The sequence below is a fragment of the Nonomuraea glycinis genome, assembly GCF_014646515.1.
In the GTDB taxonomy this organism is placed as follows: Bacteria; Actinomycetota; Actinomycetes; order Streptosporangiales; family Streptosporangiaceae; genus Nonomuraea; species Nonomuraea glycinis.
In genome coordinates, this window is the sequence record NZ_BMNK01000024.1 from 16,524 (window position 1) to 39,527 (window position 23,004).

22 protein-coding genes are annotated in these 23,004 nt (G+C 70.3%); 13 read left to right on the forward strand and 9 right to left on the reverse strand.

Annotated elements, in window-relative coordinates; genetic code table 11:
- Positions 1-85: 85 nt before the first annotated feature.
- The 6 genes from IEY87_RS41970 to IEY87_RS41995 all read left to right on the forward strand — a co-directional run bounded on the left by IEY87_RS41970 (position 86) and on the right by IEY87_RS41995 (position 6,979).
- The gene (locus tag IEY87_RS41970; RefSeq protein WP_189144470.1) at positions 86-1,156 is read left to right on the forward strand and encodes a BMP family lipoprotein; all 1,071 of its coding nucleotides are present in this window, start codon (positions 86-88) and stop codon (positions 1,154-1,156) included.
- 109 nt (positions 1,157-1,265) lie between these two features.
- Positions 1,266-2,873, forward strand: coding sequence for an ABC transporter ATP-binding protein (locus IEY87_RS41975; RefSeq protein ID WP_189144471.1), 1,608 nt, complete (start codon positions 1,266-1,268; stop codon positions 2,871-2,873).
- Entirely contained in the window at positions 2,873-4,012 is a 1,140-nt protein-coding gene (locus IEY87_RS41980) for an ABC transporter permease (RefSeq protein WP_189144472.1), read from the forward strand. The genes IEY87_RS41975 and IEY87_RS41980 overlap by 1 nt, the downstream gene beginning before the upstream one ends.
- The gene (locus tag IEY87_RS41985) at positions 4,009-5,313 is read left to right on the forward strand and encodes an ABC transporter permease (RefSeq protein WP_189144473.1); all 1,305 of its coding nucleotides are present in this window, start codon (positions 4,009-4,011) and stop codon (positions 5,311-5,313) included. The genes IEY87_RS41980 and IEY87_RS41985 overlap by 4 nt, the downstream gene beginning before the upstream one ends.
- A complete protein-coding gene (locus IEY87_RS41990; RefSeq protein WP_189144474.1) occupies positions 5,310-5,705 on the forward strand; it encodes a cytidine deaminase in 396 nt (131 codons plus the stop codon). Before IEY87_RS41985 ends, IEY87_RS41990 begins: the two co-directional genes overlap by 4 nt.
- Positions 5,705-6,979: a thymidine phosphorylase gene (locus tag IEY87_RS41995; protein WP_189144475.1), complete on the forward strand. Its 1,275-nt coding sequence runs from the start codon at positions 5,705-5,707 to the stop codon at positions 6,977-6,979. Before IEY87_RS41990 ends, IEY87_RS41995 begins: the two co-directional genes overlap by 1 nt.
- A gap of 79 nt (positions 6,980-7,058) precedes the next feature.
- On the opposite strand, the gene IEY87_RS42000 is transcribed toward IEY87_RS41995, so the two are convergent.
- Entirely contained in the window at positions 7,059-7,445 is a 387-nt protein-coding gene (locus IEY87_RS42000; RefSeq protein ID WP_189144476.1) for a MarR family winged helix-turn-helix transcriptional regulator, read from the reverse strand.
- Between the two features lie 86 nt (positions 7,446-7,531).
- Between IEY87_RS42000 and IEY87_RS42005 the strand changes: the two genes are divergently transcribed.
- From IEY87_RS42005 to IEY87_RS42025, 5 genes are all read left to right on the forward strand, one after another.
- Complete coding sequence (locus tag IEY87_RS42005) at positions 7,532-8,944, forward strand: MFS transporter (RefSeq protein WP_225278182.1); 1,413 nt, start codon at positions 7,532-7,534, stop codon at positions 8,942-8,944.
- 130 nt (positions 8,945-9,074) lie between these two features.
- Positions 9,075-9,707, forward strand: a complete 633-nt coding sequence (locus tag IEY87_RS42010; protein WP_189144478.1) for an AMIN-like domain-containing (lipo)protein — start codon at positions 9,075-9,077, stop codon at positions 9,705-9,707.
- 4 nt (positions 9,708-9,711) lie between these two features.
- The gene (locus tag IEY87_RS42015; RefSeq protein WP_189144479.1) at positions 9,712-10,062 is read left to right on the forward strand and encodes a cupin domain-containing protein; all 351 of its coding nucleotides are present in this window, start codon (positions 9,712-9,714) and stop codon (positions 10,060-10,062) included.
- Positions 10,063-10,109: 47 nt separating this feature from the next.
- On the forward strand, positions 10,110-11,183 hold the full coding sequence (locus IEY87_RS42020) for an adenosine deaminase (RefSeq protein WP_189144480.1): 1,074 nt from the start codon (positions 10,110-10,112) through the stop codon (positions 11,181-11,183).
- Positions 11,180-11,791, forward strand: a complete 612-nt coding sequence (locus tag IEY87_RS42025) for a PH domain-containing protein (RefSeq protein ID WP_189144481.1) — start codon at positions 11,180-11,182, stop codon at positions 11,789-11,791. Before IEY87_RS42020 ends, IEY87_RS42025 begins: the two co-directional genes overlap by 4 nt.
- Positions 11,792-11,884: 93 nt before the next feature.
- Here the strand turns inward: IEY87_RS42025 and IEY87_RS42030 are convergent, their stop codons facing one another.
- Genes IEY87_RS42030 through IEY87_RS42040 form a run of 3 tightly spaced genes read right to left on the reverse strand, consistent with a single transcriptional unit; the run spans position 11,885 to position 14,869 of the window.
- Positions 11,885-12,616 (reverse strand): enoyl-CoA hydratase/isomerase family protein, encoded by a 732-nt coding sequence (locus IEY87_RS42030; protein WP_189144482.1) that lies wholly within the window; start codon positions 12,614-12,616, stop codon positions 11,885-11,887.
- Positions 12,613-14,211 (reverse strand): AMP-binding protein, encoded by a 1,599-nt coding sequence (locus IEY87_RS42035; RefSeq protein WP_189144483.1) that lies wholly within the window; start codon positions 14,209-14,211, stop codon positions 12,613-12,615. Before IEY87_RS42035 ends, IEY87_RS42030 begins: the two co-directional genes overlap by 4 nt.
- On the reverse strand, positions 14,204-14,869 hold the full coding sequence (locus IEY87_RS42040) for a TetR/AcrR family transcriptional regulator (protein ID WP_189144484.1): 666 nt from the start codon (positions 14,867-14,869) through the stop codon (positions 14,204-14,206). Before IEY87_RS42040 ends, IEY87_RS42035 begins: the two co-directional genes overlap by 8 nt.
- A 132-nt stretch (positions 14,870-15,001) precedes the next feature.
- Between IEY87_RS42040 and IEY87_RS42045 the strand changes: the two genes are divergently transcribed.
- Positions 15,002-16,003 (forward strand): RNA polymerase subunit sigma-70, encoded by a 1,002-nt coding sequence (locus IEY87_RS42045; protein ID WP_189144485.1) that lies wholly within the window; start codon positions 15,002-15,004, stop codon positions 16,001-16,003.
- Between the two features lie 19 nt (positions 16,004-16,022).
- The gene (locus tag IEY87_RS42050; protein ID WP_189144486.1) at positions 16,023-16,505 is read left to right on the forward strand and encodes a GyrI-like domain-containing protein; all 483 of its coding nucleotides are present in this window, start codon (positions 16,023-16,025) and stop codon (positions 16,503-16,505) included.
- Positions 16,506-16,693: 188 nt separating this feature from the next.
- Here the strand turns inward: IEY87_RS42050 and IEY87_RS42055 are convergent, their stop codons facing one another.
- From IEY87_RS42055 to IEY87_RS42075, 5 genes are all read right to left on the reverse strand, one after another.
- On the reverse strand, positions 16,694-18,097 hold the full coding sequence (locus tag IEY87_RS42055; RefSeq protein ID WP_189144487.1) for an ATP-binding protein: 1,404 nt from the start codon (positions 18,095-18,097) through the stop codon (positions 16,694-16,696).
- A 101-nt stretch (positions 18,098-18,198) separates the two neighbouring features.
- Positions 18,199-19,872 carry a phospho-sugar mutase gene (locus IEY87_RS42060; RefSeq protein WP_189144488.1) on the reverse strand — a complete coding sequence of 558 codons (1,674 nt, stop codon included), beginning with the start codon at positions 19,870-19,872 and terminating at the stop codon, positions 18,199-18,201.
- The gene (locus IEY87_RS42065) at positions 19,869-20,672 is read right to left on the reverse strand and encodes a purine-nucleoside phosphorylase (protein ID WP_189144489.1); all 804 of its coding nucleotides are present in this window, start codon (positions 20,670-20,672) and stop codon (positions 19,869-19,871) included. The genes IEY87_RS42060 and IEY87_RS42065 overlap by 4 nt, the downstream gene beginning before the upstream one ends.
- 3 nt (positions 20,673-20,675) lie before the next feature.
- Positions 20,676-21,983: a M20/M25/M40 family metallo-hydrolase gene (locus tag IEY87_RS42070; protein WP_189144490.1), complete on the reverse strand. Its 1,308-nt coding sequence runs from the start codon at positions 21,981-21,983 to the stop codon at positions 20,676-20,678.
- Positions 21,980-22,960 carry an Lrp/AsnC family transcriptional regulator gene (locus tag IEY87_RS42075; RefSeq protein ID WP_189144491.1) on the reverse strand — a complete coding sequence of 327 codons (981 nt, stop codon included), beginning with the start codon at positions 22,958-22,960 and terminating at the stop codon, positions 21,980-21,982. Before IEY87_RS42075 ends, IEY87_RS42070 begins: the two co-directional genes overlap by 4 nt.
- Positions 22,961-23,004: the final 44 nt, after the last annotated feature.

The window sequence follows — 23,004 nt, forward strand, 5'->3', positions numbered from 1 at the left end:
ACCAACTATCTTCCGTGCAGGGTTGCCGTACGTTTCTTCGCGCCCGCGATGAAGTTTGACGGCGGGGAAATGGAAGGGAGTCGCCTTGCTCAGCAAGCGATTCGGCAGGTTGGCGACAGGCACCGTAGCGGGAGTCATGCTCATGGCGGCCGCGGCCTGCGGCAGCGGCACAGGCGGAGACACCACGGCGAGCGCTCAGCCCTCCGCCGACGCGAGCAGCGCGCCGGCCGCGGGTGCGCTCAAGGTCGGCCTCGCGTTCGACATCGGCGGCCGTGGCGACAAGTCGTTCAACGACGCCGCCTACACCGGCCTGGAGAAGGCCAAGACCGAGCTGGGCGCCGAGATCAAGGAGCTGAGCCCCGCATCCGACGGCTCCAACCGAGGTGAGCTGCTGCGCCAGCTCGCCGACGCGGGCTACAACCCGATCATCGGCGTCGGCTTCGCCTACGGCGAGGACATCAAGAAGACCGCCGAGGAATACCCCGAGATCCAGTTCGCGGTCGTCGACTCGGCCTCCAACGCGGCTAACGTCACCGGCCTGCTGTTCGCCGAGGAGCAGGGCTCCTACCTGGCGGGCGTCGCCGCGGCGACCAAGGCCGAGAGCGGCCACGTCGGCTTCGTCGGCGGCGTCGAGAACGACCTGATCAAGAAGTTCGAGGCCGGGTTCGCGGCCGGCGTCAAGTCGGTCAAGGCCGACGCCAAGATCGACGTGAAGTACCTCACCCCCGACGGTGACTTCAGCGGCTTCAAGGCCCCCGAGAAGGGCAAGGTCGCGGCCGAGAAGATGTACCAGGACGGCGCGGAGATCGTCTACCACGCCTCCGGCGACTCCGGCCTCGGCGTGTTCCAAGCGGCGGCCGCCGCGAAGAAGAAGGCCATCGGCGTCGACTCCGACCAGCGCCAGACCATCAAGGAGACCGAGCTCCAGTCGGTCGTCATGACCTCGATGCTCAAGCGCGTGGACGTGGGCGTCTTCGAGTTCATCAAGGCCTTCCAGGGCGGCGCCAAGGGCGGCTCCAACGTGATCTACGACCTCAAGGTCGACGGCGTGGGCCTGGCCACCACCGGTGGCGAGATCGACGACATCAAGGACAAGCTCGACGAGGCCAAGAAGGGCATCGTGGACGGCACGATCACGGTGCCGGCCAAGCCGTAACCTGTTGACGGACGCCTGATGACGGACATAGGCCGAGGGCCCGAGGTCACCCGAGACCCGGGCCTTCGGCTTATCTGCCGAGCTCTAGGAGAGATCGAATGAGCGGCCGATGAACGCCGACACCGTCGCCGCGGTGCAACCAGCCGTCCAACTGGAAGGCATCACCAAACGCTTTCCCGGTGTCGTGGCGAACCACGACATCCGCATCACCGTCGAACCCGGCACGGTGCACGCGATCGTCGGGGAGAACGGTGCGGGCAAGTCGACCCTGATGAAGATCCTGTACGGCATGCAGAAGCCGGACGAGGGCACCATCAGGGTCAACGGCGCCGAGGTCGCCTTCCGGACCCCGAGCGACGCCATCGACGCCGGCATCGGCATGGTCCACCAGCACTTCATGCTGGCCGACAACTTCACCGTCCTGGAGAACATCGTCCTCGGCGCCGAGCCGAAGCGGGGCATCGGCCTGGACGTGGCCGGCGCCCGCGCCCGCATCAACGAGCTCGCCGAGCGGCACGGCCTGCGGGTCGACCCTGACCGGCTGGTGGAGGACCTGGGCGTCGGGGACCGCCAGCGGGTGGAGATCCTCAAGGTCCTCTACCGTGGCGCGCGCATCCTCATCCTCGACGAGCCGACCGCGGTCCTGGTGCCCCAGGAGGTCGACGAGCTCTTCGAGAACCTCCGCGAGCTCACCGCCGGCGGCCTAACGGTCATCTTCATCTCCCACAAGCTCGACGAGGTGCTCAACATCGCCGACGCGATCACCGTGATCAGGCGGGGCACCACCGTCGCCAGCGTGATCCCCGCCGAGGTCACCGCCCGGCAGCTCGCCGAGCTCATGGTCGGCAGCGAGCTGCCCACCCCGGAGACCCGCGAGTCCACGGTGACCGACACCGTGACGCTGAGCGTGTCCGGCCTGACCATGGAGGCCGACGGCCACCGGCCGGCGCCCGCGGGCACCTCGGTCGAGCTCTACCTCGACCGCCTCCGCGAGGAGGGCAGGCGGCTGGTCCTGGACGACGTGTCGTTCGACATCCACGAGGGCGAGATCCTCGGCATCGCCGGGGTCGAGGGCAACGGGCAGTCCGAGCTGATCGAGGCGATCATGGGCCTGCGCCCGGCGCACGGCGGCATCCGGCTCGGCGACGCCGACATCACCCCCTGGTCCACCCTGCGGCGCCGTGAGGCGGGCATCGGCTACATCCCCGAGGACCGCCACCGCCAGGGCCTGCTGCTGGAAGCGTCGCTCTGGGAGAACCGGGTGCTCGGCCACCAGACCAGGCCGCCCGCGCGCAAGGGGATCTGGGTCAACAGGCGCGCCGCCAAGGCCGACACCGCGCGCATCGTCAAGGACTACGACGTGCGCACGCCGGGGGTCGACACCCTGGCGCTGGCCCTGTCGGGCGGCAACCAGCAGAAGCTGATCGTCGGCCGGGAGATGAGCGGAAAGCCGAGGTTCCTCATCGCCGCCCACCCCACCAGGGGCGTCGACGTCGGGGCGCAGGCCGCCATCTGGGACCACCTGCGCGACGCCAGAGCCGCCGGGCTGGCCGTACTCCTGATCTCGGCGGACCTGGACGAGCTGATCGGCCTGTCGGACACCCTGCGGGTCATCTACCGCGGGCGGCTCGTCGCCCGGCTCGACCCGTCCGATGTCACGCCCGAACGGCTGGGTGGATACATGACCGGTGCCATCACCGGCACTGAGGAGGCGTGATGCCCGCAGGGCTCTACCGGGCACTGCTGACCGTCGCAGGCGCCGTCGCCGCCATCGTGCTGGCCATCATCATCTCCAGCGTGGCGATCATCGCGGCGGGCGCCAGCCCGGGGGCTGCCTTCGCCGCCTTCTTCAACTACGGCGAGACCGAGCGGTCGGTGGTCAACGGCATCACCTCGATGCTCAACCGGTCGGTGCCGCTGTTCATCGCCGGGCTCGCGGTGGCCGTCGGCTTCCGGATGAACCTCTTCAACATCGGTGTGGAGGGCCAGTATCGGATCGCGGCCATCTGCGCTGCCTACGTCGGCTCGACCTTCACCGCGCCCGCCCCGATCCAGATCGCCGTGATCATCGTGGTGGCGGCGGCCGTGGGCGGTCTCTACGCGCTGATCCCGGCCATCATGAAGGTGACCAGGGGGGTGAACGAGGTCATCTCCACGATCATGCTCAACTACATCGCGATCAGCCTGACGGCCTTCCTCGTCCGGGGTCCCTTCACCGGCGAGCGCGGCGAGGGGCTGCTCACCACCAGCACACCGGAGATGCCGCAGTCCGCCTGGTTCCCCAACCTCAACTGGATCTTCGAGGTGTTCGGCCTGCCGGCGCCGCGCGGCGGTGGGCTGTGGGGTTTCCTGATCGTGGCGATCCTGCTCGGCGTGGGACTCTGGGTGCTGCTGGAGCGGACCAGGTTCGGCTTCGAGGTCAAGGCCAGCGGCCTGAACCCGTCGGCCGCAGTGGCCTCCGGCGTCAACGCCAAGAAGATGGTCATCGCCGCGATGGTGCTCTCCGGCGCGATCGCCGGGCTGATCGGGCTGCCCGAGATCCTCGGCGACAAGCACGCTTTCGGCTCCAACTTCACCCCCGGCCTGGGCTTCCTGGGCATCGCGGTCGCGCTGCTGGGCCGTAACAAACCCGTCGGCATCGCGGTCGCCGCGCTGCTGTTCGGCTTCCTCGACCAGGCGCAGGGGCCGCTGCAGTTCGCCAACGTGCCGCCCTCGGTCATCATGATCATGCAGGGTACGATCGTCCTCCTCGTCGTCATCGCCAACGAGATCACCAGGAGGCTCGCGCTGCGGCGTGAGGAACGGCGGGCCGCTCAGGAGCTCGGCAGGAACACTCCCGTTGAGGTGGCAGCATGACGATCACGACCGTCGCGGGATCGACCAGGACCCGCAAGTACCACCTGGCGCTCATCGGCGTCGCCGTGCTCATCCTGCTGATGTCCCTGGTCCGGGTCGTGACCGGCGCCAACGACATCACCTCCTCGGGCACGTTCGGCGCCGCGCTGATGCTGGCGGTGCCGATCGGCCTGGCCGGGCTCGGCGGCCTGTGGGCCGAACGGGCCGGTGTGGTCAACATCGGCCTCGAAGGAATGATGGTGCTCGGCACCTGGTTCGCCGGCTGGGCCGGCTACCAGTGGGGCCCCATGGCCGCGCTGCTGGCCGGACTGGCCGCGGGCGCGCTGGGCGGGCTGATCCACGCCATCGCCACCGTGACCTTCGGCGTCGACCACATCATCAGCGGTGTCGCGATCAACCTGCTCGGTCCCGGCGTCACCCGCTTCCTGTCCGAGGTCCTCTACAAGGAGGGCTCCCAGGCGGCCGAGGCGGGCGCCGGCATCACCACCTCACCGGTGATGTCGTCCCAGCCGCCACGGGTCAGCTTGCCGCTGTTCTCCTCCGGGCCCGACTGGCTGGGGAGTCTGGAGCGTACGCACTGGTTCCTGCTGTCGGACCTGGCGGGCATCCTGCGCGGGCTCACGTACAACGTGAACCTGCTGGTGGTGCTGGCCGTGCTGCTGCTCCCGCTGACGTTCTTCGTGCTCTGGCGCACCTCCTTCGGGCTGCGGCTGCGCTCGGCGGGCGAGAACCCGTGGGCCGCCGAGTCGCTGGGCGTGAACGTCTACCTAATCAAGTACGTCGCGGTCGTCATCTCCGGCGCGTTCGCCGGGCTCGGCGGCGTCTTCCTCGTCTTCGTGACCACCAAGTACGTCGAGGCACAGACGAACGGGCGCGGGTTCATCGGCCTGGCCGCCATGATCTTCGGCAACTGGCGGCCGGGCGGGCTGGCCACCGGCGCCGCGCTGTTCGGCTACGCGGACGCTCTGCAGTTGCGCAGCGCCGGCGCGGTAACGTCGTTCCTGCTGTTCGGCGCGATCCTGCTGCTGATCTATCTGGGCGTCCGGGCCCGCGCCATGCTGTCGCCCGCCAAGCCGGCCGAGCTCACCGCCCGGGGGGCCAGGGAGTACACCATTCTGGCTGCCGTGGCGGCGGGCGCGGTCGTGCTGATCTGGCTCTGGCTGACCGTCGACAAGCTGCCGAACGAATTCGTCTACATCACACCGCACGTGCTCACGCTGCTCGTGCTCCTGGTGGCTTCGCAGCGTCTGCGGATGCCCAAGGCCGACGGCGTGAGCTACCGCCGGGGGGAACAACATTGAACATCGACTGGGACGCGCTCCGTGAGCAGGCCGCCGAGGCCATGCAGCACGCTTACGCCCCCTACTCCAAGTTCCCCGTCGGCGCGGCCGCCGTGGTGGACGACGGCCGGATCGTCACCGGCTGCAACGTGGAGAACGCCTCCTACGGCATCGGCCTGTGCGCCGAATGCGGGCTGGTCTCGGCGCTGCGGTCCTCGGGCGGCGGCAGGCTGGTCGCCTTCACCTGCGTCGACGGCCACGGCGAGCTGCTCATGCCGTGCGGGCGCTGCCGCCAGCTGCTCTTCGAGTTCGGCGGCGAGGAGCTGCTGGTCGAGACCGTGGACGGGCCGAAGCGGATGGCCGAGATCCTGCCCTACGCGTTCGGCCCCGACGACCTGACCCGGATGGGCTGATGGACGCCATCGAGGTCATCGTCGCCAAGCGCGACGGTGGCGAGCTGACGGCCGCCCAGATCGACTGGGTGATCGACGCCTACACGCGCGGCGAGGTCGCCGACGAGCAGATGGCCGCGCTGAACATGGCGATCCTGCTCAACGGCATGAACCGGCGGGAGATCGCCGGCTGGACGCAGGCGATGATCCGCTCCGGCGAGCGGATGGACTGGTCGGCGCTCGACCGGCCGACCGCCGACAAGCACTCCACGGGCGGCGTCGGCGACAAGATCACGCTGCCGCTCGCGCCGCTGGTGGCCGCCTGCGGCGCCTACGTTCCGCAGCTGTCCGGCCGTGGCCTCGGCCACACCGGCGGCACCCTGGACAAGCTGGAGTCCATCCCCGGCTGGCGGGCCTCCCTGTCCAACGAGGAGATGCTCGGCGTGCTGCGCGCCGCCGGCGCGGTGATCTGCGCCGCCGGCTCCGGCCTGGCGCCCGCCGACAAGAAGCTGTACGCGCTGCGCGACGTCACCGGCACCGTCGAGTCGATCCCGCTCATCGCCTCGTCGATCATGTCGAAGAAGATCGCCGAGGGCACCGGCTCGCTGGTGCTGGACGTCAAGGTCGGCTCCGGCGCGTTCATGAAGACCCCGGAACGGGCCCGCGAGCTGGCCGAGACCATGGTCGCGCTGGGCACCGACGCGGGCGTGCGCACGGTGGCGCTGCTCACCGCGATGGACCGCCCGCTCGGCCGCGCCGTGGGCAACGCGCTGGAGGTCCAGGAGTCGGTCGAGGTCCTCGCCGGCGGCGGGCCGTCCGACGTGGTGGAGCTGACGGTACGGCTGGCCGCCGAGATGCTGGAGGCCGCCGGGATCACCGGCAAGGACCCGGCCGAGGCGCTGCGGGACGGCTCGGCCATGGACGCCTGGCGTCGCATGATCACGGCTCAGGGCGGCGACCCGGACGCGGCCCTGCCGAGGGCGGCCGACACCATGGTCGTCGAGGCCCCCGCGTCGGGCGTGCTGGCCAGGCTGGACGCCTACGCCGTGGGCCTGGCCGCGTGGCGGCTGGGCGCGGGCCGGGCGCGCAAGGAGGACCCGGTGTCCTTCGGGGCGGGCATCACGCTGCACGCCAAGCCGGGCGACGCGGTCAAGGAGGGGGAGCCGCTGCTCACCCTGCACGCCGACGAGCCGGCCAGGTTCGGCCGGGCGCTGGAGGCGCTGGCGGGCGGCTACGAGGTGGGGCCGACCGCTCAGGAGCACCTGCCCCTGGTCATCGACCGCGTCACCGCCTGAGCATCCCGGCGGGGCATCCACCGGGCGGGCAGGCGGGCAGGCGGGCAGGCCAGAGTCTGCCCGCCCGAGGCCGCGGTGCTCAGCCGATCAGGGCCGGGGCGTCGGCGAAGATCTCGGCCAGGACGGCGCGCTGGGTGGGGAGGGCCGCGAGGTGACGGGCGCGGCCTTCCTCGGTGATGGAGACGAACACGCCGCGCCGGTCGGAGTCGCAGACGCCGCGGCAGACGAGCTCGGCCTTCTCCAGGCGCGCGACCACCCGCGAGAGCGCGCTCTGGCTCAGGTGCACCTCATCGCAGAGCTCCTGGATGCGCAGCTTGCGGTCGTGGTGGACGATGCGGTCGAGAACCTCGAACTCGCTGGGCCCCAAGCCGTGCTTGTCACCCAGCTCGCGCTCCAGCGCGCACATCGCCTTGGCATGCTTGGCCAGGACGTAATGCCAGGTGCTGACCACATACTGCTCGTCCATGGCCGGAGATTACCACCTCGGTCAAACCGATGCAAGGACATTTAATGCGCTTGCATTAGATGCGACTGCATGTAATGTTTCTCCTCATGTCCTCCACTCACGTGTCTCGCTGGAGCGCGCTCGCCGTGCTCTGCGCAGTGATCTTTCTTGACGCGCTCGATGTGTCCATGGTCGGCGTCGCGCTGCCGTCCATCCAGCATGAGCTCGGACTTTCCACCTCCACCCTGCAATGGGTCGTCAGCGGATATGTGCTCGGCTATGGCGGTCTTCTCCTGCTCGGGGGCAGGGTCGCCGATCTGCTCGGGCGACGCAGGGTTTTCCTGGTCGCACTGGCCGTTTTCGCCGTCGCGTCGTTGCTGGGTGGCTTGGTGGACGATGGCGCGCTGCTGATCGCCGCGCGTTTCGTCAAGGGTGTCGCCGCCGCCTTCACCGCGCCGGCCGCCTTGTCGATCATCACGACGACGTTTCCCGAAGGGCCGCAGCGCAACAAGGCACTGAGCATCTTCACCGCCTCCGGCGCCAGTGGCTACTCGCTCGGCCTGGTGATCTCCGGACTGCTGACCGAGCTCGACTGGCGCTACACGCTGCTGATGCCGGTGCCGGTCGCCGTCATCGCGCTGGTGGCGGCGCTCAGGGTGCTGCCCCGCCCGGTGGAGGAGCGGCCCGAGGGGGGCCACGACCTGCTCGGCGCCGTGTTGATCACCGCTTCGATGCTGCTGCTGGTCTTCACCGTGGTGCAGGCCCCCGAGGTGGGCTGGGCCACCCCGCGCACGATCGGCTCGCTGGTCGCCGTCGCCGCCCTGCTCGCGCTGTTCGTGGTGACCGAGCGCAGGACGAGGCACCCTCTGGTACGGCTCGGCATCCTGCGGTCCCGGCCGCTGGTGCGGGCCAACCTGGGCCTGTTCATCCTCATGGGTTCGTACGTGTCCTTCCAGTTCGTGGCCATGCAGTACTTCCAGAATCTGCTCGGCTGGTCGGCGCTGGGCACCGCGCTGGCGTTCCTGCCCGCGGGCCTGATCGTGGCCGTCAGCTCCACCAAGGTCGGCGGCCTCGCCGACCGGTTCGGCACCGGCAAGCTGATCATCGTCGGCGCGGCTTCGCTCGCCGGCGGGTACGCGATCTTCCTCGGCATCAGCGAGACCCCGAGCCTGGGCGGTCTGGTGCTGCCCGGCATGTTCCTGCTGGGCATCGCGTTCGCGCTGTCGTTCCCGCCGCTGAACATCCAGGCCACCAACGGCGTGGACGACGAGGAGCAGGGCCTGGCCTCCGGGCTGCTCAACACCTCGGGCCAGGTGGGCGGCGCCATCGTGCTGGCCGTGGTCACCGCCGTGCTCACCTCGGGCACCGCCGGCGAGCTCTCGATCGGCTCGCTGCGCGCGGCCATCATGGTCTGCCTGGTGCTCGCCCTGGTCGGCGTCGCTATCTCGGCCACCGGCCTGCGGGCGCGCAAGCCCGTGGTTGCCCAGCCTGACGACGCGAAGGTGTTCGAGACGGTCTGACCAGTCGTCCGGCGGGTTCACGTACCACTGGGTGGTTTTGTGAAAGGGCGGGCTCCGCGAGTGCGGAGCCCGCTCATGTCGATCCGACAACAGGTGCTTTCGGGGATGTGCGAGCGGGCATCCCCCTCACATGAACCTCGCGCGTCTCGCCCCGCTCGCCGTCTGCGGCGCACTCCTGCTGTCCTGCGGTACGGCTCAGCCGGGCGCGGACACGGCCGGCGAGACCACCACGTCATCCCCGTCCGGCCGCACCGGTTCGCCCGGCACGTCCGACCCCGTGACCAGTCCGCCGGCCACGTCCGCCCAGGCCCGGACGCCGGCCCGGGCCGTGCCCTCCCCGACGGGGACCGCGGCGGTGCGGGTCCGGCGCGCCGACGGCATGGTGCCGGCCCTGGTGACGGGCGTACGTGTCGCCCGGCACGACGGGTTCGACCGGGTGGTCGTCGACTTCAAGGGCGACATACCCGGCTATGCCGTGCGCTGGACGAGCAAGGTGGAGACGGAGGGGGCCGGCAAGGCCATCGACCTCAAGGGCGGCCGGGCCCTGCACGTCATGCTCATCCCGGCCGTGGCCCACACCGAGGAAGGGACGCCGACCTGGTCGGGCACCTCGGCGGAGCCGCTCACCGCCGTCACCGGCATCGTCTCCACCGGCGACTTCGAAGGTCACGTCGGCATCGCCCTGATCAGCGACCGGACCAGGACCTTCCGGGTGAAGGAGTACACCGGCCCCAGCCGCCTGGTCATCGACGTGGGACACTGACCCGGTGGTGAGAAAGCTAGAAGGACCCGCACGCATCCCGGTGCCCGGTGGCAAGGTCATCGAGGAGCACATCGGCCGGGTCAACAGCGGCGACGAGACGGTGTCCATCGCCCGCATGGTGGCCCCGCCCGGCTGGGAGGAGCCCGCCCAGACACCGGCGTTCACCGAGTACACCGTGGTGCTGCGCGGCACCGTCCTTGTCGAGCACGCCGGGGGCACCACCGAGGTCTCCGCGGGCCAGAGCCTGGTGACCGAGCCCGGGGAGAAGATCCGCTACAGCACCGGTGCCGAGGGCGCCGAATACATCGCGGTCTGCCTGCCCGCCTTCAGCCCGGACACGGCCAACAGGGCCTGACCCGCGCCGCGAAGGCCACGCGGTCGCGGGACTCGTATCATGGGCGGATGAGTCCCACCTTTGACGAGATCCGGCGGGCACCCAAGGTCCTGCTCCACGACCATCTCGACGGTGGTCTCCGGGCCGAGACCATCGCGGACCTGGCACGCGAGTGCGGCTACGACGGGCTCCCCACCACCGACCCCGAGAGCCTGCGGGTCTGGTTCGAGGAGGCCGCCGATTCCGGATCGCTGGAGCGCTATCTGGAGACGTTCGACCACACCGTCGGCGTCATGCAGACGCGCGAGTCCCTGGCCCGGGTGGCGGCCGAGTGCGCCGAGGACCTGGCCGCCGACGGCGTCGTCTACGCCGAGGTGCGTTTCGCGCCCGAGCAGCACACGACCCGCGGCCTCAGCCTCGACGAGGTCGTCCAGGCCGTGCTGGAGGGGTTCGAGCGGGGCTCGGCGGGCCGGGGGATCAGGGTCGGGACCCTGCTGACCGCGATGCGGCACCAGGCGCGCTCGATGGAGATCGCCGAGCTGGCCGTGCGCTACCGCGACGTCGGCGTGGTCGGGTTCGACATCGCGGGGGCCGAGGCGGGCTACCCTCCCACCCGGCACCTGGACGCTTTCGAATACCTCCAGCGGGAGAACGCGCACTTCACCATCCACGCGGGCGAGGCGTTCGGGCTGCCGTCCATCTGGCAGGCCATCCAGTGGTGCGGCGCCGACCGGCTGGGTCACGGCGTGCGGATCATCGACGACATCTCGGCGGCCGGCGACGGCACCGCCAAGCTGGGCCGGCTGGCCGCCTACGTGCGTGACAAGCGCATCCCCCTGGAGATGTGCCCCACCTCCAACCTGCAGACCGGGGCCGCCGCGTCCATCGCCGAGCACCCGATCGGGCTGCTGCGCCGCCTGCACTTCCGGGTGACGGTCAACACCGACAACCGGCTGATGAGCGGGACCAGCCTGTCCCTGGAGTTCGCCAAGCTCGTGGAGGCGTTCGACTACGGGTGGGACGACCTGCAGTGGTTCACGGTCAACGCGATGAAGTCGGCGTTCCTGCCGTTCGACGAGCGGCTCGCGCTGATCAACGGCGTGATCAAGCCGGGGTTCGCGCAGCTCAAGTGGCAGCCGTGAGACAGGTCTACCGATCGAAGGCCGCGCTCGTTCTCGGCTGGGTCTGGGTGGTCTTCGTCGCCTTCAACGTCCTCGACCTCATCGTCCGCTACAGCGGGAAGCCGTCCATGGTGGCGCTGGCCGTCCTCGCCGTGCTGACCGTGGTGGTCTACGCGATCGCGCTCAGGCCGGCCACGGTGTTCACCGAGGACGGCCTGCTCGGGCGTAATCCTCTGCGTTCGACGTTCGTGCCCTGGGCGGCCGTCAGCGATGTGACGGTCTCCCACTCGATCAACATCGACTACGGCGCAGAGCGGTTGCTGCGGCTGTGGACGCCGGTGAGCTCGGCCAGGGAGCGGGCCAAGGCGCAGCGCAGGGGTGCGCCCGTCGCGCGGCGGGGGCGCTACCAGACCGAGCCGACGTTGCCCAAGGGGGAGCAGGCCGCGGCCGAGGTGTTCGCCGGCAAGACGCACGCCGACTGGGTGGGCGAGCAGATCACCGACCGCGCCGAGCGGGCCAGGCTCCGCAAGGAGGAGGCGGGTGCGGTCCGCGTGACGTGGGCGTACGACTCGTTCGCGGCGCTCGCCGTGGCCTGCGCCCTGGTGATCGCCGCCATCGTGGTCGACTGACCGTCCCGCCGGGCCGTCGCCGTCCATGCGTGGCGGCTCAGGTATGGCGGGTGGATCAGGTACGGCGGGGTCGCTCAGGTACGGCGGGGTCGCTCAGGTTCGGCGGTTGACGAAGCGGTCCATGCCTGCCTGGGCGATGCCGCTCTGCTCGACCTCGCGTGCGGCCTCGGTCTCCGCCGCGAAGGCGCGTTCCACCTCAGCGAGCGAGGGGCGTAGCAGTTCGAGGTGGACGGCGGTGGCGGTGCCGGGCTCGGTCCAGCGGTGGATCAGGGCGATGGCCCTCGCCACCAGCGTGCCGGGGTCGGCGATCTCGTCCAGGAGGCCCAGCGACCTGGCCTCCTCCGCGCCCAGCCTGGTCGAGTCCAGCACCAGCCGCAGCGCCCGGCCGCCCACGAGGCGAGGCAGCAGGAAGCTGGCGGCGTTGGAGATCGACAGGCCGATGTGGTTCTCCGGCCAGAAGTACTCCGTCTGCGGCGTGCCGAGGCGGGCGTCGAAGCAGAGGGTCCACTCGGCGGCGCCGCCCACGGCCAGCCCGTTGACCGCCGCGACCACCGGCACCCGGGTCTCCAGCACCGACCTGGTCAGGTCGTGGAAGAGCTCGACCTCCGCCAGGAGGGACTGCCCGACGGCCTCGTTGATGTCCTCGCCGGCGGAGAACGCCCTGCCGGTGCCGGTGACCACGATGCCTCTGGCTCGCCCGCCGTCGCCGTGGTCGCGCACGGCCGCGGCAAGACTCCTGCGCATGTCCGCGGTGAGCGCGTTGAGCTTCTCCGGTCGTCGCAGGGTGATCACGGCCACCTCGTCGCGCACGGTCACGTCGATCATGTTCGCTCCTCTTCGACGGGGATGGCTCCGGCGCGCTGGTCGCGCCCGGCCGGCAGCAGGTGGCGCTTCTCGATGCGCGCCGAGGGGGTGAGCGTGAACCCGTCGACGAACTCCACGTACGCGGGGATCTTGAACCGGGCCAGCCGCCCTCTGGCATGCTCGATGACGCTCATGGCGGTGTCCCGGCCGGCCTCGTAGCCGGTGTTGAGCTGGATGAACGCCTTGGGCAGCTCGCCGAACAGCTCGTCCGGGACGGGCACCAGGGCGCAGTTCAGCACCGCGGGGTGCTCGCCGAGCACGCGCTCGACCTCGGCGCAGGAGATGTTCTCGCCGCCCCGGCGCACCGAGTCCGTGATGCGGCCATGGTGGTGTACGTAGCCGCGCGCGTCCTGGGTGCCCAGGTCGCCGGTGTGGTACCAGCCGTCGCGGAAGGCGTGCGCGGTGGCCTCGGGGTGGTTCCAGTAGCCCTTCATCATGGGCACGCCGCGGACCAGGATCTCGCCCGTCGCCGCATCCACCCTGACCTCCTTGCCGGGCGGCGGCAGCCCCATCGCGCCGGTGCCGACCGTGTCCTCGGCCTCCGGGGCGGCGATCAGGTCGGTGCCGCTCTCGGTGGAGCCGTAGAGCTCACGCCAGGGTGCGTCCCACCGCTCCTCCAAGGCCCGGTGCAGGCCGGGGGCGATGCCTGAGCACAGGATCAGGCGCATCCGGTTGGCGCGGTCCAGCGGGTGCGGCGGCTGCTTGTGCAGGAGCAGCGGCATCGTGCCGAGCACGTAGGTCAGGGTGGCGCCGTGCTCGCGGGCGGCGGGCCAGAAGCCGGAGGCGGAGAAGCGGGGGAGGACCACCTGGGGGATGCCGCCGATCAGGCAGAGAACGGTGGTCCACTGGGGATCCATGTAGGAGTACGCCTGAGCGATCATCATGACGTCGTCGTCGCGGAGCCGGATCTGGTCCGCGATGACCTGGGCGGCTCTGAGCCAGTAGGCGTGGGTGAGCATGCAGGCTTTGGGGAAGCCCGTGGTGCCGGATGTGTACTGAAAATTCGCGATATCGTCCGCGCCAGGGGAGATATCGGGTGCGCAGGCCGGGCCCGTGAGGCTGTCCAGGGTATAGACGGGGTCGAGGATGTGCGCGGCATGCTGGGCGATGGTCAGGGTGGCCGCGGCACCTGATGCGAGCGCGGCATGCTGGGCGATGGTCAGGGTGGCTGCGGTGTTCGAGACGAGGGCGGCGTGCTCCGTGGTGGTCAGGGTGGTCACGGCGCCTGAGTCGCGCAGCACATGCTCCAGGTCGGCCGCCCCGTAGCGGACGTTGACCGGCACCGTGATCGCCCCGGCCTTGAGGATCGCCAGCCAGCTCAGCGGCCAGCCGGGCACGTTCTCCATCATGATCGCCACTCGGTCGCCCGGTCGCACACCCCTGGCGGCGAGCGCTCCGGCCAGCCGATCGGACTCGGCGTCCACTTCCGCGAAGCTCAAGGACGTCCCGGCAGGGTTTCGGGTCGCCTTGGGGAAGCGGAGGAACTCGCGGTCGCCGTACTCGCGTGCGGCGTGTCTGAGCAGGTCGGGGATGGTCTCGTACGAGGCGTCAGGCATCCGGCGGCTCCCAGGGGAAGTCGGGCAGCAGGGAGAGGTCGGCGCTCGCCGTGGGGCGGGCGGGAGCCCGGACCGCGGCCAGTCCGATCGCGACGAACTCGGCGCACACCTGCTCCAGCGAGGAGTCCCCGTCGGGGCGGTACCACTCACTGGTGCCGGTGCACATGGACATCAAGGCCAGGCGGGACAGCTTCTGGTCGGCGACGCGGAAGACGCCCTGCCCGGCCCCGTCGGCCAGGGCTCGGCGCCAGTGGTCCTCGTACTCGTCGCGCAGCGCGATGATCTCGTCGTGGGCGGTGGAGCCGGGGGTGAGGGAGCGCAGTTCGCCGTCCATGACGCGGGTGGTCAGGGGGCTGCGCGCGTGGATCGCGGTGAGGGAGGCGATGAGCAGCGCCAGCCGGTCCGACGGCTGTTGGACACCGTCGAGCAGCCGGGCGGTGGCGTCGATGAGCCCGCGGTGGCCGGCTCTCATGAGGTCGGCGAGCAGGGCTTCCTTGCTGGAGACGTGGTGGTAGATGCCGGCGTTGGTGAGGTTGACGGCTCTGGCGAGGTCTCTGATGCTGGTCGCGGCGTAGCCCTGACGGGCGAAGAGCAGCACCGCCGCGCTCCTGATCCGCAGCCCGGCGTCGGTGTCCCGGTCAGTGAGTGAAGTGTCCAAGGGGGCCTACCGAACGTTCGGTTGCGTTGATCGCACCATAACCCGCCAAAGGCGTACAAGCTAGACCTCTCGTGTTGGCGGTGGCACTGTGTGACGCCTGGGCGGGATCGGTGACGACCTGATGGAGTTCTCATGGAGTGGGAAGAGCACCGGCCTGAGCTGGTCGGATACTGCTACCGCATGCTCGGCTCGGCTTTCGAGGCCGAGGACGCGGTGCAGGAGACGCTGGTCAAGGCCTGGCGGAGCCGCGACCGCTATGACCCGGTACGTGGGTCTGCGCGGGCCTGGCTCTTCGCCATCGCCACCAACGTCTGCCTGGACCTGCTACGCGGTGCTCGCCGCCGCGCCCTGGCCATGGACCTGGGCCCGGCCGCCGAGCCCGGCACGCCCCTGGGGGAGCCGGTGGAGGCGCGCGCCTGGGTCTATCCGCTGCCGGACCACCTGCTGGACCCGGCCGAGCTGGCGATGTCGAGGGAGACCGTACGGCTCGCGTTCGTGGCGGCGTTGCAGCACCTGCCGCCGCGCCAGCGGGCGGTGCTGATCCTGCGTGACGTGCTGAGCTGGTCGGCCGCCGAGGTGGCAGCGCTCCTGGACACCAGCGTGGCAGCCGTCAACAGCGCCCTGCAACGAGCCAGGACCACCCTGCCCGCCCCAGCTGCCGCGCCCGGTCCCTGGCGTCGTATCACCCTGCCCGGCACAGGTGCTCTGGCCGACTCCGCGCGTCGGAGCACCACGGCCGCCGTGCCCGACACCTCGCTTCGTGGCGTGGACGAGGAGTTGCTGGCCCGTTACGTGGACGCGTTCGAGCGGTTCGACGTGGCGGCGCTGGTGGCGTTGCTGCACGAGGACGCCACGATGTCGATGCCGCCGTTCACCTGGTGGCTGAGCGGGCGCGACGGCATCCGCCGCGTCCTGGTCGCCTCGGGCGCGCCGTGCGACGGCTCCCACCTGGTACGGACCGCCGACGCGGGCGGCCTGCCCGCGTACGGCCAGTACCAGGACGGCGAGCCCTTCGCCCTGGTGCTCCTCGAGACCGGCGGCGGGTCGATCACCAGCGTGACCACCTACCTGGAGCCTCGGCTCTTCCCCCTTTTCGGCCTGCCGATGAGTTCCAGCGCCCCGCTTCGTACGTAAGAGTGAAAGGGAGGACAACATGCCACAGATCATCGAGATCCCGGAGCGGTACTACGTCGGGATCCGCGCGACCATCACCATGGCGACCTTCAACGTGGTCGCCGACCGGCTGGGCGAGATCTTCGCCTGGCTGGCCGAGCGGGGCGCCGCCCCGGACGGCGGGCCGTTCTTCCGCTTCCTGGTCATCGACATGGAAGGGGACCTGCTGGTCGAGGCGGGCGTCCCGGTCGCGGCCCCGGTGGCGGGCGAGGGGGACGTCTACGCCGGCGTCATCCCGGCCGGCCGCTACGTCACCGAGACTCACTTCGGCCACCCGGACCAGCTCATCGGCGTCGTCGGCGCGGTGCGCGGGTGGGCGAAGGAGCAGGGGCTGGCGTTCGACATGACGACGGAGGCGGACGGCGAGCACTGGGGCAGCCGCCTGGAGATCTACAAGACCCACCCGGAGGAGCAGCCGGACATGAACAAATGGGAGATCGAGATCCAGTTCCGCCTCGCCTGACCGACCTGACATAGGTGGGGTGCACGCTCGACAGGACCAGATTTGGTCTCACCAGATTTGGTCCCACCAGATTTGGTCCTATCGTCTCTCGTTGGTCTCATCTCTGAGACCAACGTCAACAGCTGGTCTCACTATGTGAATTCGGTGGTCGCCGTCGGACGTTTGGTCTCATCGATGAGACCAAACCTTCAGCGCCACGCCTCAAGCAGCTCTTCAGGGGTGATGTGCTTGACGCCCTGGACGGAGCATCCCGAGCGGGAGACGGCATAGAGCGGGGTGGAGGCGTCGGCTCCGGGCATCTTGGACCGGTGGACGATGAGCTCACTCAGATCGTGGTGGTCGAACGGCCGGTTCTCCAGCCACTTGATCGACCCCAGCATCGTGATCTTCTTGGCGATCGGCTCCCGGTCCGCGCCGACCAGGTCGATCTCGGGGTCGTTCGTCCTCGTCCAGTAGCCGCCGATCGCACCCGTCCCGTCGGGCAGTTCGTCCATCCGCCTGAGTCCTTCTCGAATGAGCGACTCGACGGCCATCCCCCGCCACGAGGGCCAGTTCTGGCGGATTCTCTCCAGGACCTTGTCGCTACGACCTCGCTCGATATCCGCCAATCGCGTACTGATGAACGGGATCCAGAACCGCAGGTGGGAGTCGGTGACGTGGTAGCGCGTCTCTCTGGAGGGGCGGGTGGACAGCGGACGCTCCACCGTGATCATGCGCTTCTCCAGCAGAAGCTGGAGGGCCCGGTTCATCGACGCGCGGGAGATGTCCGCGGTGGCCGTGGCGATGTTGGCGTGTGTGCGTTGCCCCGATCCGATGGCACCGAGGACCTGCCGGGCCATGGCCTCCGGAGGGAGCTCCGGGCCAAGAGCGCGCTCACCGCTGACGATCAGCGCCGACAGCGGATCCTCGACCGCCTTCTCCAGGTAGTCCCAGAGCGAACCGCCTTCGGGCCACTCCTCACACACCATGGGCAGGCCCCCGGATACCAGATGGGCGTCGAACGCCTCCGCCGGCGACAAGCCGAGCGCATGACCAACGTCATACGGCGTGAGCGGATTGATCACGAAATCGGCGGCGCGCTGGTAGAAGGGCCGATCGTAGGTGTTGATCGCCTCCATCATGGACAGGTCCGAGCCGATGAGCAGCAACAGCACCCGCCGTCTGGAGAACTCCTTGTCGAAGAGCTTCTGGAGCACTCCCTCGAAGGACGGGTCGACCTTGATGAGATACGGGAGCTCATCGATGACGACGATGCTGGGCGAGTCCTGCGGGAGGGCGCGGGCCAGGAGGGTGAGCGCGTCGTGCCATGAGCTCGGCTGCTCGCTTGCGAACACGGCGGCGCCAGGCAGGCTTGACACGCGCGCTTCTTCGGTGAAGGTGCGCAGTTCGCTGGTCAGGGTCTGACCGGTCGCCGTGTAGTAGAGGTGCGGCAGCCCTACCTGCCGGATGAACTCCTCCGCCAGTCGCGATTTCCCCACCCGGCGGCGGCCCCGCACCAGGAGCGCCCGCCCGGGACGTCCGCCCCTGCCGGTCTTGTCCAGCGCGCGCCGCAGGACGGACAACTCCCGTGTCCTGCCGATGAATGGCTCCATGCAACCTCCCGGATGGTCTCACCGATGAGACTATCCGGGGGCGATGGTGTCATGACCTGATCCTCGCGGTCCTCGCGCTCACGATAGTCTCAAGAATGAGACTAAAGTCCGAGGGTCGCGCTCAGGTCGGCCTTCAGGGCGTCCAGCTCGCCGACCGCCTCGGCGCGGGCGTCGGGCACCTCGCCCGTCACCGGCACCACCACCTCCAGGTAGCACTTCAGCTTCGGCTCCGTGCCCGACGGCCGGACCACCACGCGGGCGTCGCCCGACAGCGTGAAGCGCAGCCCCTCGGTGGGCGGCAGGTCGCCGTCGTCCCTGCTCAGGTCGTCGACGCGGGTCACCGTACGGGTGCCGAGGGTGGTGGGTGGGGTGGCGCGCAGCCGGGACATGGCGTCGGCGATCAGCGACAGGTCGTCCACGCGGGCCGAGAGCTGCGCGGTGGCGTGCAGGCCGTACCGTCTGGCCTGGTCGTCCAGGAGGTCGAGCAGTGTGCGGCCGTCCAGTTTGGCGGCGGCGGCGATGGCCGCCACGGTGAGCGCGGCCCCGATGCCGTCCTTGTCGCGGACCGGGAGGTAGGGCGCCGCGATCTCCGGGAAGGAGCCGCCGTCCTCGGGCGCGGGGTGGGTCGTGCCGACGCTGTAGCCGATCGCCTCCTCGTAGCCGAAGACCAGGCCAGGACCCGCCTTGATGATCCACTTGAAGCCGGTCAGCGTCTCGCCGTAGCGGACGCCGTGCGCGCGGGCGATCTTGCCCAGCAGGGTCGAGGAGACGATCGTGGTGGCCACCATGCGGTCGCCCGACGTGTGCGTGAGGACGTGCTCGGCCAGCAGGCCGCCGAGCTCGTCGCCGGTGAGCATGCGGCAGGCGCCGTCGCCGAGCGGGACGCCGACCGCGCACCGGTCGGCGTCGGGGTCGTTGGCCAGCACCAGGTCCGCGCCGGTCTTGGCGGCCAGCTCGATGACCAGGTCCATCGCCCCGGGCTCCTCCGGGTTGGGGAAGGCCACCGTGGGGAAGTCCGGGTCGGGGTTGCGCTGCGCCTCGACGGCGATCGGCGTCTCGAAGCCGGCGGCCAGGAAGGCGCCGGTCAGCGTGCCGGAGCCGACGCCGTGCAGCGGCGTGTAGGCGACCCGCAGCTCGCGCGCGTCGCCCAGCGGCAGCGCGAGCACCGCGTCGATGTAGTCCTCGACGATGGCGTCGCCCAGCTCGGTGAGCGTGCCGGGGGAGTGCAGCGGGAGAGCGTCGACCGGGCCCACGGCGTCGATCGCGGCGGAGATCCGGCTGTCGATCGGCGGCACGATCTGGGAGCCGTCGCCCCAGTAGACCTTGTAGCCGTTGTCCCTGGGCGGGTTGTGGCTGGCGGTGACCGTCACGCCGGCGTCGGCGCCGAGGTGGCGCACCGCGAAGGCGAGCACCGGCGTGGGCAGCGGGCAGGGCAGCAGCGAGGCGTGCAGGCCGGCGCCGGTCAGCACGGCGGCCGTGTCGCGGGCGAACACGTCGGACTTGTGCCGCGCGTCGTAGCCGATCACCACGTGTTTGCCGGGGCCGAGCACCTGGGCCAGGCCGGCGGCGGCGCGCATGACGGTGACCCGGTTCATCCGGTTGGGGCCCGCGCCGAGCTCACCGCGCAGCCCAGCGGTGCCGAACTCCAGCTTGGCATCGAACCGGTCCCGCAACGCCTCGGTGTCGTCGCGCTCCAGCAGCGCCGACAGCTCGGCCCGGGTGTCGGGGTCGGGGTCCTGGCTCAGCCACTCGCGGGCCTGCTCGTGAAGGCTCACAGCCGGTCGACCACCTTGGCGAGCAGGACGCCCATCCGGGTGGCGGTGGCGCGGCCGACCTCCAGGACCTCCTCGTGGTTGAGCGGCTCACCGGACAGCCCGGCGGCCGGGTTGGTGACCAGGGAGACGCCGAGCACGTCCAGGCCGGCCTCGCGGGCGGCGATCGCCTCCAGCACGGTGGACATGCCGATCAGGTCGCCGCCGAGGGTGCGCAGCATGCGGATCTCGGCGGGCGTCTCGTAGGTGGGGCCGCGGAAGGCGACGTAGACGCCCTCGGCCAGGCTCGGATCCACCTCGCGGGCCAGCTCGCGCAGGCGCCTGGAGTAGACCTCGGTGAGGTCGATGAACGTGGTGCCGGTGATCGGGTTGGCGCCGGTCAGGTTGATATGGTCGCTGATCAGGACCGGGTCGCCGACCTGCTGCGTCTCCGGGCGCAGGCCGCCCGCCGCGTTGGTCAGCACGATCGTACGGACTCCCGCCGCGGCGGCGGTGCGCACGCCGTGCACGACGGAGTCGACCCCGCGGCCTTCGTACAGGTGGCTGCGCCCGAGCAGCACCAGCGCGTGGCGGCCCGCCGGAGTCCGGACGACGCGGATCTTGCCGCCGTGCCCGGCCACCGCGGGCGCCTGGAAACCGGGCAGATCGGTGACCGGGATCTCGGCCACCACCTGCCCGATCGCGTCCGCGGCCGGCACCCAGCCGGACCCCATCACGAGGGCCACGTCGAAGGTGTCGAGCCCGGCCGCGGCTTTAAGCGCCGCGGCCGCCTCACCGGCGAGATTGTACGGATCTATGCTCACGGATCAGTAGTTTAGGAGGAGCCTGTCCAGCACCCGCACGCCGAATCGCAGCGCCTCCACCGGCACCCGCTCATCCACGCCGTGGAACATCGAGGCGAAGTCCATGTCGGCGGGCAGTCGCAGCGGCACGAACCCGAACCCGCGCACCCCCAGGTCGGCGAAGAACGTCTTGTTGTCGGTGCCCCCCGACATGCAGTACGGCACCGCCCGCGCCGTCGGGTCCTCGGCCTTGAGCGCCGCGATCATCGACTCGACCAGCGCGCCGTCGAAGCCGGTCTCCAGCGCGATGTCGTGGTGCACGAACTCGCGGCGCACCTTGGGCCCGATCAGCGAGTCGACGGTCTTGAAGAACTCCTCCTCGTGGCCGGGCAGGAAGCGGCCGTCGACGACGGCGGTGGCCTGGCCGGGGATGACGTTCGACTTGTAGCCGGCGCCGAGCTGGGTGGGGTTCGTGGTGTGGCTGAGCGTGGCGCCGACGAAGCGGATCAGCGGCCCGATCTTGTCCAGGATGGGCGCGGGGTCGTGCTCGTCGAAGGGCAGCCCGAACGCGTCGGCGGTCTCGCTGAGGAAGCGGTGCACGGTCGGGGTGAGCGTGATGGGCCACTCGTGGGCGCCGATCCGGGCGACGGCCTTGGCCACCTCGGTGACGGCGTTGTCGGAGTTGAGCATGGAGCCGTGCCCGGCGGTGCCGTCGGCGACGAGCTTCATCCAGGCCAGGCCCTTCTGGGCCGTCTCGATCAGATAGAGCCGCAGCGACGGGTCCACTTCCAGCGAGTAGCCGCCGACCTCGCTGATCGCCTCGGTGACGCCTTCGAACAGCTCGGGGTGGTTCTTGGTCAGGTATTTGGCGCCGTACACGCCGCCCGCCTCCTCGTCGGCGACCCAGGCGAAGACCAGGTCGCGGCGCGGCCTGCGGCCGTCCCTGGCGAGCCGGCGGACCAGCGCCAGCATCATGGCGTCCATGTCCTTCATGTCGACCGCGCCGCGACCCCAGATGTAGCCGTCGCGCACCTCGCCTGCGAACGGGTCGACGGTCCAGTCGGCGGCGTTGGCGGGCACCACGTCGAGGTGGCCGTGGACGAGCAGCGCGGGCAGCGACGGGTCGGTGCCCTCGATCCGGGTGATCACGTTGCCGCGACCGGGCTCGCTCTCGATGTAGGTGGCGTCGATGCCCACCTCGGCGAGCCTGGCCATGACGACCTCGGCCGCGGCGCGCTCACCGGGGCCGCTGCCGTCCCCGTAGTTGCTGCTGTCGACCTTGATGAGCTCCACGCACAGGTCGGCGACTTCGTTCTCAGCGGTAGGGATCATGGTGTCTTCTCCAGGGTGAGCAGGCCAGACTTGTGAAGATAGCCGCGTTTGTACGCGTGGGTGATGAGAGTGACATTGACGTCGGTGACCTCGTCGAGCAAGCCGACGACGCCGGAGAGGAACCGGTAGAGATCTTCCTCGTGGGCGGTGGCCACCTGGACGATCAGACCATGAGTGCCGGTGGTGGCGGCGCAGTAGCGCACGTCGGGGTGTGCGGCCAGCCGCTGGCCGACCCGGTCCAGGCCGTTCGGGCGGACCTTGAGCCAGAGCTGGGCCTCCACCTCCAGGCCGATCAGCGCCGGCTCGATCTCCGCCCGCAGCAGCAGGAGCCGCCGGTCGAGGAGCGAGGTGACCCGCCTGCGCGCGGTCGGCAGCGACAGCTCCAGCCGCTCGGCGATGGCGGTGAAGGCGATCCGCCCGTCAGCGGCCAGCAGCTCGGCGATCTCCTCCTCCAGCGGTGACAGCCCGTCCACGTCCGGCAGGGGAGCGTCCGGCGGCGGCGGCCGCAACTCGGCCAGCTCCCGCTCGGTGAGGTACGGCGCGTGCCACTCCGCGACGGTCCTGAAGGTGTGCAGGACGACCTGGGTCTGCGTCTGCCCGACCCCGTCGATCCCACTGATCTGCGTTGACAGGATGTCGTGCAGCTTGTCCCTGGAGGGGGAGACCAGCTCGCAGCCGACGTCGGTGGCGCCGGTCAGGGCATAGACCGAGCGGGTGTCGTGCCGGTCGGCGATGGCCCGGGCCACGCTCGCCGCGGTGCCCGGACGTACCTGCACATGGAGGTGGACGGGGCGGCCGTGACCGGAGCGGAGGTCGTCGTAGATGGCGGTGACCCGCACGTACCCGTCGGAGATCAGCCGCTGCAGGCGGCGCGCGACGGTGCGCTCGTGCTCGCCGACCGCCCGGCCGATCTCGCCCCACGACGCGCGCGGGCTGACCTGGAGGGCGGCGATCAGCCGCCGGTCGAGAACGTCCAAAGAGGGCCGCTTCCATGTCGGGATCGTCAAAATGTGGCCAGATA

Excerpts from the sequence above, each read along its gene's own strand:
- IEY87_RS41975 (WP_189144471.1), top strand. The coding sequence starts at position 1,266 with ATGAACGCCGACACCGTCGCCGCGGTGCAACCAGCCGTCCAACTGGAA.
- IEY87_RS41980 (WP_189144472.1), top strand. The coding sequence starts at position 2,873 with ATGCCCGCAGGGCTCTACCGGGCACTGCTGACCGTCGCAGGCGCCGTC.
- IEY87_RS41985 (WP_189144473.1), top strand. The coding sequence starts at position 4,009 with ATGACGATCACGACCGTCGCGGGATCGACCAGGACCCGCAAGTACCAC.
- IEY87_RS41995 (WP_189144475.1), top strand. The coding sequence starts at position 5,705 with ATGGACGCCATCGAGGTCATCGTCGCCAAGCGCGACGGTGGCGAGCTG.
- IEY87_RS42000 (WP_189144476.1), bottom strand. The coding sequence starts at position 7,445 with ATGGACGAGCAGTATGTGGTCAGCACCTGGCATTACGTCCTGGCCAAG.
- IEY87_RS42005 (WP_225278182.1), top strand. The coding sequence starts at position 7,532 with ATGTCCTCCACTCACGTGTCTCGCTGGAGCGCGCTCGCCGTGCTCTGC.
- IEY87_RS42010 (WP_189144478.1), top strand. The coding sequence starts at position 9,075 with ATGAACCTCGCGCGTCTCGCCCCGCTCGCCGTCTGCGGCGCACTCCTG.
- IEY87_RS42020 (WP_189144480.1), top strand. The coding sequence starts at position 10,110 with ATGAGTCCCACCTTTGACGAGATCCGGCGGGCACCCAAGGTCCTGCTC.
- IEY87_RS42030 (WP_189144482.1), bottom strand. The coding sequence starts at position 12,616 with ATGATCGACGTGACCGTGCGCGACGAGGTGGCCGTGATCACCCTGCGA.
- IEY87_RS42035 (WP_189144483.1), bottom strand. The coding sequence starts at position 14,211 with ATGCCTGACGCCTCGTACGAGACCATCCCCGACCTGCTCAGACACGCC.
- IEY87_RS42045 (WP_189144485.1), top strand. The coding sequence starts at position 15,002 with ATGGAGTGGGAAGAGCACCGGCCTGAGCTGGTCGGATACTGCTACCGC.
- IEY87_RS42050 (WP_189144486.1), top strand. The coding sequence starts at position 16,023 with ATGCCACAGATCATCGAGATCCCGGAGCGGTACTACGTCGGGATCCGC.
- IEY87_RS42055 (WP_189144487.1), bottom strand. The coding sequence starts at position 18,097 with ATGGAGCCATTCATCGGCAGGACACGGGAGTTGTCCGTCCTGCGGCGC.
- IEY87_RS42070 (WP_189144490.1), bottom strand. The coding sequence starts at position 21,983 with ATGATCCCTACCGCTGAGAACGAAGTCGCCGACCTGTGCGTGGAGCTC.